The 7,539-nt window shown below is 70.5% G+C and carries 7 protein-coding genes; all 7 read right to left on the reverse strand.

Annotation, left to right across the window (positions count from 1 at the left end; genetic code table 11):
• Positions 1 to 102 precede the first annotated feature (102 nt).
• The 7 genes from JHD63_RS20930 to JHD63_RS20960 all read right to left on the reverse strand — a co-directional run bounded on the left by JHD63_RS20930 (position 103) and on the right by JHD63_RS20960 (position 7,506).
• The gene (locus tag JHD63_RS20930) at positions 103 to 594 is read right to left on the reverse strand and encodes a Na+/H+ antiporter subunit E (protein WP_233168506.1); all 492 of its coding nucleotides are present in this window, start codon (positions 592 to 594) and stop codon (positions 103 to 105) included.
• Positions 591 to 2,303 carry a monovalent cation/H+ antiporter subunit D gene (locus JHD63_RS20935; protein WP_233168507.1) on the reverse strand — a complete coding sequence of 571 codons (1,713 nt, stop codon included), beginning with the start codon at positions 2,301 to 2,303 and terminating at the stop codon, positions 591 to 593. The genes JHD63_RS20930 and JHD63_RS20935 overlap by 4 nt, the downstream gene beginning before the upstream one ends.
• Complete coding sequence (locus tag JHD63_RS20940) at positions 2,300 to 2,683, reverse strand: Na+/H+ antiporter subunit C (RefSeq protein ID WP_198972735.1); 384 nt, start codon at positions 2,681 to 2,683, stop codon at positions 2,300 to 2,302. The genes JHD63_RS20935 and JHD63_RS20940 overlap by 4 nt, the downstream gene beginning before the upstream one ends.
• The gene (locus JHD63_RS20945; RefSeq protein ID WP_198972736.1) at positions 2,683 to 5,634 is read right to left on the reverse strand and encodes a monovalent cation/H+ antiporter subunit A; all 2,952 of its coding nucleotides are present in this window, start codon (positions 5,632 to 5,634) and stop codon (positions 2,683 to 2,685) included. Before JHD63_RS20945 ends, JHD63_RS20940 begins: the two co-directional genes overlap by 1 nt.
• Positions 5,635 to 5,731: 97 nt before the next feature.
• Entirely contained in the window at positions 5,732 to 6,031 is a 300-nt protein-coding gene (locus tag JHD63_RS20950; protein WP_198972737.1) for a ComEA family DNA-binding protein, read from the reverse strand.
• A gap of 19 nt (positions 6,032 to 6,050) precedes the next feature.
• Positions 6,051 to 7,208, reverse strand: coding sequence for a lipopolysaccharide assembly protein LapB (gene lapB / locus JHD63_RS20955; protein ID WP_198972738.1), 1,158 nt, complete (start codon positions 7,206 to 7,208; stop codon positions 6,051 to 6,053).
• On the reverse strand, positions 7,198 to 7,506 hold the full coding sequence (locus JHD63_RS20960; protein WP_198972739.1) for a LapA family protein: 309 nt from the start codon (positions 7,504 to 7,506) through the stop codon (positions 7,198 to 7,200). Before JHD63_RS20960 ends, lapB begins: the two co-directional genes overlap by 11 nt.
• Positions 7,507 to 7,539 lie beyond the last annotated feature (33 nt).

Genomic DNA, 7,539 nt, shown 5'->3' on the forward strand with positions numbered 1-7,539 from the left:
GGTCCTGGGCCGTCGGCCCGCGCAGCATGCGCAGCAGGCAGCAGCCCATGGCCAGCGCCAGGCAGCCCATGGCGGTCCACAGGGACCAGGCGAGGAAGGGGCTCATTCGAAGATCTCCATGAGCGGGCGCTCGTAGCGCTGCTTGATATCGGCCACCACCTGGCCCGGATCGCGCGCGTCGAACACATGCAGCAGCAGCACGCTGCGGTCCAGTGCCAGCTCGGCCCAGGTGGTGCCCGGCGTGGCGCAGAGGATCAGCGCCAGCACCGCCAGCGCATTGGGGTCGCGCAACTCCAGCGGCACGCGCACGAAGGCCGAGGGGATGTCGTTCGAGCGCCGCGTCAGCAGCAGCCGCGCCACGTGCAGGTTCGAGCGCAGGGCGTCGGCCAGCACCCTGGCCATCAGCCGGCAGGCGGTCCAGGGCCGGCGCATGCGCACCGGCGCGGGGCGCAGGCTGTCGGTCAGCAAGGGGCCGGCAATGGCGGCCAGCAGCGCCATCAGCAGCGATGGCGGCGCCAGCGACTGCACCAGCAGCAGCCAGAGGCCGAACAGCGCGGCCGACAGCAACGGGTGGGGGACGAGCCGCCGGATCATGGCGCCGCCTGCCTGACCGGGTTGGGCACCGGCCGTGCCTGCATGACCGCCTGCAGATAGGCCTGCGGCTGCCGCAGCGCATCGGCCGTGTCCTGCGTGTAGCGTAGTGCCCGGCCGCCGAATACCGTCAGCAGAATGCAGCCCAGCAGCAAGGCTCCCACCGGCACCCCTTCCGCAATGCGCAGCGTCGGCACGCCACGCCCCTGCGCGGCCCAGAAGTGGCGGATGCCGGCGCGGCTCATGGCGACCAGGCTCAGCAGGCCCGAGCCCAGCACCAGCGCCAGCAGCGTCCATTGCGCGGGGCCGGGCGTGCTGGAAATGCCCGGCACGCCGGCGACGTCCGTGATGCCGCGGTCGAGCCCGAGCGGGTTGAGCAGCGCCGACAGCATGGCCATCTTGCCGATGAAGCCCGACAGCGGCGGCAGCCCCGCCGCCAGCACCGCGCAGCCCATGAAGGCCAGGCCCAGGAAGGCGATCGCCGCGGGGATGGCCCTGCCGATCAGCACCTGCTGCTCCTCGTCGAGGTTGATGCCCACCAGCGGCTTGAGGTCGGGCCCGAGGAACGGGGCATGGTCACTGCGCTCGTGCGGCGCGAAGGTGGCGCCGTCGTTGCGCCAGCGCTCGATCAGGTCCACCACCAGGAACAGGGCGCTGGCCGCCAGCGTGGAGGACAGCAGGTAGTACAGCGCCCCGGCCGTCAGCGCGGCCTGGCCGAAGCCAAACGCCGCCAGCAGCGTGCCGGAGGACACCACCACGCTGTAGCCGGCCAGATTGCCGAGCTTCTGCGACGCGAGCATGCCGATCGCGCCGAACACCAGGGTCAGCATGCCGCCCGCGATCAGCCAGTGGCCGCCGAAGAAGGCCGAGGCGCCGGCATCGGCGGAGAACAGCAGCGTCCACAGCCGCAGCAGGGTGTACAGGCCGACCTTGCTCATGATGGCGAACAGCGCGCCCACCGGCGCCGTGGCCGCGCCGTAGGCCGGCACCAGCCAGAAGTTGAGCGGCCAGATCGCGGCCTTGGCGAGGAAGGCCACCGCCAGGATGCCGGCCGCCGCGTGCAGCAGGCCGCGGTCGGCTGCCGCCACCTGCGGTATGCGCAGCGCCAGGTCGGCCATGTTGAGCGTGCCGGTCACGCCGTAGAGCATGGACACGCCGATCAGGAACAGCGAGGAAGCGCCCAGGTTGATGGCGATGTAGTGCAGGCTGGCCTGCACCCGGATGCGGCCCGAGCCGTGCAGCAGCAGCCCGTAGGAGGCCGCCAGCATGATCTCGAAGAACACGAACAGGTTGAACAGGTCGGCCGTCAGGAAGGCGCCGGCCAGCCCCATCAACTGGAACTGGAACAGCGGGTGGAAGTGCACCCCGGCGCGGTGCCAGCGCGCCGCGGCGAACAGTACGGAGGCGCAGGCCACCAGCCCGGCGAGCGCCAGCATCAGCGCCGACAGCCGGTCGATCGCCAGCACGATGCCGAACGGCGCCTGCCAGTTGCCGGGCAGGTAGATGCCCACGGCGGCCTGGCCGGCCTGGCCCTGGCCATCGACCCAGCGCAGCAGGGCGATGGCAATGGCGAACCAGAGCGCGGTGGAGGCCAGGTTCAGGCCGACCTTGAGGCGCCGCTGCTCCTCGCCCAGCAGCAGCATCAGCGCCCCGGTGACCAGCGGCAGCAGGATCGGCGCCAACAGCAGGTGGGGCATCAGCCACGCGGTCATCGGCCGTCCTCCAGCTCGCCCGCGGGCGGCAGGTCGTTGCCGAGGGCCTCGGTGCCATCCACGTGATCGGAGCCCGACAGGCCGCGCAGCGCCATCATCACCACCAGGAACAGCGCGGTCATGGCAAAGCCGATGACGATGGCGGTCAGCACCAGCGCCTGCGGCAGCGGGTCGTCATAGTGCTGCAGGGTGGCCGGCAGGTTGCGCAGCAGCACCGGCTCGCGGTCGATGGAAAGCCGGCCCATGCCGAACATGAACAGGTTCACCGCATAGGCGATCAGCGACAGCCCCATGATGACCTGGAAGGTGCGCGGCCGCAGCAGCAGCCAGACGCCGGAGGAGGTGAGCACGCCGATGGCGATGGCCAGCACGATTTCCATCAGGACGGTTCTCCACGGTGGTCGGCGGTGCCGGCAAGCTGGACGCTCTCTTCCTCGTCCTCGCGCGCGGAATAGCGGTGCGCGCGCACGGACTGGTGGGCGATGGCGGTCAGGATCAGCAGCGTGGCGCCCACCACCAGCGTGAACACGCCGATGTCGAAGAAGAGCGCGCTGGCGATGTGCATGTCGCCCAGCAAGGGCAGGTGCAGGTGGGCGGTATGCGTCGTCATGAAGGGGTAGCCCCAGAACCACGAGCCCGCGCCCGTGGCCACCGCCGCCAGGATGCCGATGGCGATCCAGTGCCGCGGCCGCAGGCGCAGATGCGCTTCCACCCATTCGGTGCCCGACACGATGTATTGCAGCAGCAATGCCACCGACATCACCAGCCCGGCCACGAAGCCGCCGCCCGGCTGGTTGTGCCCGCGCAGGAACAGGTAGACCGCGACCACGCCCGCCAGCGGGAACAGCAGGCGCACCAGCACGGCCGGCACCATCAGGTAGCCCACGGCGGTATCGGCCGCGTTGCGCGGGCTGATGAGGTCGGTGGCGGTACCCTCGGCCTGGTTGCGCTGCTGCGGCGGCAACTGCAGGGTCTCGCCGGCGGGCCGGAAGCGGCGCAGCAGGGCGTAGACGGTCAGCGCCACGATACCCAGCACCACGATCTCGCCGAAGGTGTCGAAGCCGCGGAAGTCCACCAGCATCACGTTCACCACGTTGGTGCCGCCGCCCTCGTCCAGCGCACGCTCGAGGAAGAAGGGCGAGATGCTCTGCGGGAAGTCGCGCGACATCATGGCCAGCGCCAGCAGCGCCATGCCGATGCCCGCCGCCAGCGCCAGCAGCAGGTCGCGCATGCGCCGCAGCCGCTGCCGCAACGGCCGCTGCGCGAAGGCGCGCGGCACCTCGATGCGGCGCGGCAGCCAGCGCAGGCCGAGCAGCACCAGCACGGTGGTCACCACCTCGACCGTCAACTGGGTCAGCGCCAGATCCGGCGCCGAGAACCACATGAAGGTGATGCAGCTGACCAGTCCGGCGCCCCCCAGCAGCGTGAGTGCCGCCAGCCGGTGGTACTTGGCCTGCCAGGCGGCGCCGATGGCACAGGTGGTACCGATCAGCCATAGCAGCAGGAAGGCCGGCGACACCGGCAGCAGCGCGCGCTCGCCGAACGACAGGCCACGGCCCCAGAGCGCGGCGGCGCCCGCCAGCACGGCCGCTGCCACCAGCCAGCGCAACTGCGGCTGCAGGCTGCGCGTGCCGAGCAGGCGCCGGCCCCGGCGGCCCAGCAGGCCCAGCAGCGTCAGCAGGGCGTGGAAGATGCGCTGCCCGTCCAGCAGCCCGACCAGTGGCGGATGGCCGACGCGCCCGCTGGCCAGCAGGCGGCGCAGCACCAGGTAGACCACCACGCCGCCGGCGAGGGCCACCAGGCTCATCACGAAGGGCAGGTTGAAGCCGTGCCACACCGCCAGGCTGTACTCGGGCAACTGTCCGTTGACCACGGGCAGGGCAGCGGCGTCCAGCACCCGGCCGACCGAGAACTGCGGCGCGATGCCCACCACCAGGCAGGCCAGCACCAGCAGTTCCACCGGCACACGCATCCAGTGCGGCGGCTCATGGGGCTCGCGCGGCAGATCGGTGGCGCGCGGACCGAAGAACACGCCCCAGCTGAAGCGCAGCGCATAGGCCACGCTGAAGATGCCGGCCACCGTGGCGGCGACCGGCAGGCCGATCTCGATCCAGCGCGAGGCGCTGACGAAGGTCGTCTCGGCGAAGAACATTTCCTTGGACAGGAAGCCGTTGAGCAGCGGCACGCCGGCCATCGCCGCACTGGCCACCAGCGCCAGCGTGCCGGTGATCGGCATGGCGCGGAACAGCCCGGTGAGCCTGCGGATGTCGCGCGTGCCGGTCTCGTGGTCTATGATGCCCGCGGCCATGAACAGCGACGCCTTGAAGGTGGCGTGGTTCATGATGTGGAAGACGGCGGCCACCGCCGCCATGGGGCTGTTCAGGCCCAGCAGCAGCGTGATCAGCCCCAGGTGCGAGATGGTCGAGTAGGCCAGCAGGCCCTTCAGGTCATTCTGGAACATGGCCGCATAGGCGCCCAGCAGCAGCGTGCACAGGCCGGCGCCGCCGGCCAGCCAGAACCACTCGTCCGTGCCCGAGAGCACCGGCCACAGCCGCGCCATCAGGAACACGCCGGCCTTCACCATGGTGGCCGAGTGCAGGTAGGCCGACACCGGCGTGGGAGCGGCCATGGCGTGCGGCAGCCAGAACTGGAACGGGAACTGCGCGCTCTTGGTCAGCGTGCCCAGCAGCACCAGCACCAGGGTCCAGCGGTAGAGCGGGTGCGCGCGGACCACGTCGCCCGAGGCCAGCACCACGTCCAGGTCGTAGCTGCCCGCGATGTGGCCCAGCAGCAGCACGCCGGCCAGCAGGCACAGGCCGCCGGCACCGGTGACCGTGAGCGCCATGCGCGCGCCGCGGCGCGCATCCTTGCGGTGATGCCAGTAGCCGATCAGCAGGAAGGAGAACAGGCTGGTCAGCTCCCAGAAGAAGGCGATCTGGATCAGGTTGCCCGAGAGCACCACGCCGGCCATGGCGCCCATGAAGGCGAGGAAGAAGGAAAAGAAGCGCGGCACCGGGTCCGCCGGCGACATGTAGTAGCGCGCGTACAGCACCACCAGCGTGCCTATGCCCAGCACCAGCATGCAGAACAGCCAGGCGAAGCCGTCCATGCGCAGCGAGAATTCGAGCCCGAGCGACGGGATCCAGGAGAAGGTCTGGCGGATCACGCCGCCGTTGGCAATGCGCGGAAAGTACAGCGCGGTCTGGACGGTGCACGCCAGGCCGATCAGGCCTGCCAGTGTCGATTCCCGGTTGCGTGCATTGGCCGGCAGCAGCGCCGCGAGCAGGCTGCCGGCCAGGGGGAGAAAGACAAGCGTGAGGAGTTGGGGCATTCGCCGCAGATTCTAGTGGGCGCCTCTTGGCGCTCCGGCTGCGCACCGGGCGTGTTGCGGGGGCTTTTCCCGTCCAGGGCAAGGGCCCGCGGTCGCTTCACTTCCGGGGCGCGGCGGTCTCCTGCGTCTGCGGATAGGGCTGGCCATTGACTCTCAGGCCTTCGTCCGAAAAGCGGCGAGCGCTGGCCTTGCCCACGCCCTTGACCCGGGCGACGAAGTCGTCCCAGTCCTTGAACGGCCCCTTGTCCCGTTCCTGCAGGATGCGGCCCGAGGTCGCCGGGCCTATGCCCTTGAGGCCGTCGAGGTCCATGGCGCGGGCCTGGTTCACGTCGACCGCGGCCCAGGCGCCCAGGGCCGGGAGCAAGGACGCGGCAAGCAGCAGGATCTTCTTCAGCATGCAGTCCTTTCGTGGCAGGTCAGAGTTCCTCGACGCGGCGCGGCGGGTAGCTGTCCCAGGTCTGGCAGCCGGGGCATTGCCAGAAATGCTGCTTGGCCTCGAAGCCGCAGGCCGCGCAGCGATAGCGGGTCAGGGGCTTGGTGGCGTGCTCGAGCGCGCGCTGCACCACCGGGTGGAACTCTTCCTGCTCCAGCGTCTCGCCGGCCAGCCACTTCGTGGCGGCGACCAGGGACGGCTCGCGCTCCAGGTGGCGCACGTACCAGGCCCGCGCCGGGCCGCTGGCGGCGCCACCCTGCAGCGCCACGATGGCATCCAGCACGTCGAGGGAGGGCTCCTCGGCATGGCGCTCGGCCAGCAGCGCCTGGGCCGCCTCCGTGCGCCCGCAGGCCACGGCCGCTTCGGCGAACTGTGCCGCCACCAGGGGCAGGGCGGCCGGGGAGACGTCGGCCAGGGTGCGCAGGGTGTCGAAAGCCGCTTCCGGCTGGCGTGCCTTGAGTTGCAGGCTGGCGAGTTCGATGCGCGGGCGCGGCGCCGTGGGGGCCGCGGCCATGGCCTGCTCCAGCAGCGCGCGCGCGGCGTCGATCTGCCCGGCCGCAGCCTGGGCCGAAGCCTGTTCGCACAGGTAGTGCGCGCGGCGGGTGCTGAAGTTGCCCTGGCCGGAGGCGGTCAGCCGCTCGGTGATGGCGGCGGCCTGCTGCCAGTCGCGTGAACGCTCGTAGATGGCCAGCAGCGCCAGGCGGGCCTGCTCCTCGAAGGGCGTGCCTTCGAGCCGGCGCAGGGCTTCCTCCGCGCGGTCGAGCAGGCCGGCCTTGAGGTAGTCGAGCGCCAGCGCGTGCTGGGCCCGCTCCCGGTCGGCGCGGACCAGATCGCCGCGCGACAGCAGGTGCTGGTGCACGCGCACGGCGCGCTCGTATTCGCCGCGGCGGCGGAACAGGTTGCCGAGCGCGAAGTGCAGCTCCGAGGTGTCCGGGTCGTTCTGCACCGCCTCGATGAAGGCGTCGATGGCCTGGTCCTGCTGCTCGTTGAGCAGGAAATTCAGGCCCTTGAAATAGGCCTTGGGCGCCTGCCGGTTCTCCAGGCGGAGCTGGCGCAGGTCGAAGCGCGAGGCGAACCAGCCGAGCACGAAGGCCAGCGGCAGACCCAGCAGGATCCAGCCGAGCCCGATGTCAAAGTCCATGCGGAATCTGGGTGATGGGAGGAGAGGGTTCTGCCGCAGCGCTGGCTGTGGGCGGGGCCGGCGGCATGGCCTGGCGCGCACGGCGGGCAGCGCTGCGGTGCATCCACCAGCGCGGCACCATGCCCAGCACGCCGATCACGATGCCCAGCGCGAAGGCGCTCAGCACCACCAGCACGAGCGAGGTGGTCCAGTGCGTGCCGAAGAAAAAGTAGACCGTCGCCTCCTGCTGGTTATTCAGGGCGAAGGCGAACAGCGTAAAAAAAATGGCTGCCTTGAGCAGCCACGAGAGATATTTCATCGTCTCCTCGTGCGTGACGAGGAGATTTTAGGG

This window comes from Xylophilus sp. ASV27, from assembly GCF_016428875.1.
GTDB lineage: Bacteria > Pseudomonadota > Gammaproteobacteria > Burkholderiales > Burkholderiaceae_C > Xylophilus.

Excerpts from the sequence above, each read along its gene's own strand:
- JHD63_RS20930 (WP_233168506.1), bottom strand. The coding sequence starts at position 594 with ATGATCCGGCGGCTCGTCCCCCACCCGTTGCTGTCGGCCGCGCTGTTC.
- JHD63_RS20935 (WP_233168507.1), bottom strand. The coding sequence starts at position 2,303 with ATGACCGCGTGGCTGATGCCCCACCTGCTGTTGGCGCCGATCCTGCTG.
- JHD63_RS20940 (WP_198972735.1), bottom strand. The coding sequence starts at position 2,683 with ATGGAAATCGTGCTGGCCATCGCCATCGGCGTGCTCACCTCCTCCGGC.
- JHD63_RS20945 (WP_198972736.1), bottom strand. The coding sequence starts at position 5,634 with ATGCCCCAACTCCTCACGCTTGTCTTTCTCCCCCTGGCCGGCAGCCTG.
- JHD63_RS20950 (WP_198972737.1), bottom strand. The coding sequence starts at position 6,031 with ATGCTGAAGAAGATCCTGCTGCTTGCCGCGTCCTTGCTCCCGGCCCTG.
- lapB (WP_198972738.1), bottom strand. The coding sequence starts at position 7,208 with ATGGACTTTGACATCGGGCTCGGCTGGATCCTGCTGGGTCTGCCGCTG.
- JHD63_RS20960 (WP_198972739.1), bottom strand. The coding sequence starts at position 7,506 with ATGAAATATCTCTCGTGGCTGCTCAAGGCAGCCATTTTTTTTACGCTG.